The organism is Ignatzschineria sp. PL_is040 (assembly GCF_055813795.1).
Genome location: NZ_JBVPGU010000026.1, coordinates 1 through 1,212, shown reverse-complemented (window position 1 = coordinate 1,212; position 1,212 = coordinate 1). Strand labels below are relative to the sequence as shown.

General features: G+C 40.3%; 1 protein-coding gene. It reads right to left on the bottom strand.

Going from position 1 to position 1,212, the window contains the following annotated elements:
- Nucleotides 1-13: 13 nt before the first annotated feature.
- A protein-coding gene (locus tag AC0SAP_RS10290; protein WP_473384101.1) for an IS3 family transposase occupies nucleotides 14-1,140 on the bottom strand; the annotation gives its coding sequence in 2 pieces (ribosomal slippage) (nucleotides 14-882 and nucleotides 882-1,140; 1,128 coding nt in all).
- Between the last annotated feature and the right edge of the window lie 72 nt (nucleotides 1,141-1,212).

Genomic DNA, 1,212 nt, shown 5'->3' with positions numbered 1-1,212 from the left:
CGTAAGCTTACCGTCAAGCGCACAGTTCATAACTAGAGACTTTTTCGGTTAATTGTTTTTTAAATTCACTGGGAGGTAAATTTCCCAGTGACTCATGAGGTCTTTCTTCGTTATAACTTAACATCCAAGCCCAACTAAGTTCCCGCACCTGCGCTAGTGAGGAGAATAAATGGGGATTTAATACTTCCGTTCGATAACTGCGATTAAAACGTTCGATATAAGCATTTTGATTTGGCTTTCCTGGCTCAATATAACAGATCCTAACGTGATTATTTTCACACCATTTTGTAAAAACTGAAGAAGTCATTTCACTGCCGTTATCGACACGAATCATTCTAGGAACACCTCTTTCTTCTTTAAGTTGCTCTAAAACTCTCACAACTCTAGTGGCCGGTAGTGAGGTATCAACGACAATATCTAAAGCTTCTCGTGTACCTTCATCAATAATATTCAAAACTCTAAAGCGGGTACCGCTATAGAGCGCATCACTCATAAAATCGAATGACCAACTATAATTAGCCTTTGCAGGTACAGCTAAAGGTGCAGGATTACGCTCTGGTAACCGTTTTTTAGTGCGTCTCTTTTGATTTAAATTCATTGCACAGTAAATACGCCACACGCGTTTAAAGTTCCATAAATTGCCATCGAGTCTTAATCGGTGAAAACACTTCCAAAACCCCCAACGAGATCGTGTGGGATCCTGAATAATTGCATTAAGCGCATCGACTATAGGCCGATCACGCTTTAGACGGTTTTGTTTCGGATCAGGCCGGTACCAACTGCGACGAGAAAGTCCTGTCAATCGACAGGCCTTAGCTATCGAAAGTAATCCTTGATATACCAAGTGTTGAGCCGCTTCTCTGCGTCGTTCCGGCGTTACAGCTTTCCCAATAAATCCTTAATTGCCGCATTTTCTAAAGCTAACTCAGCATACATTTTTTTGAGCTTGGCATTTTCAGCTTCAATTTCCCGTAATCGCTTCAAATCAGAGGCTTCTAAGCCTCCATATTTACTTTTCCATTGATAATACGTAGCACTACTAATGCCGTGCTCTCGGCAGATATCGGTCACTTTAACGCCCTTTTCTGCCAGTTTTAAAATGTTTACAATTTGTGTTTCTGTAAATTTTGATCGTTTCATGATTTCCTCCATCTAAATAATGATGACAGAAATCTCTAGTTTTGGCTTGTGTCTTTTTAGGGTAAGCTTACG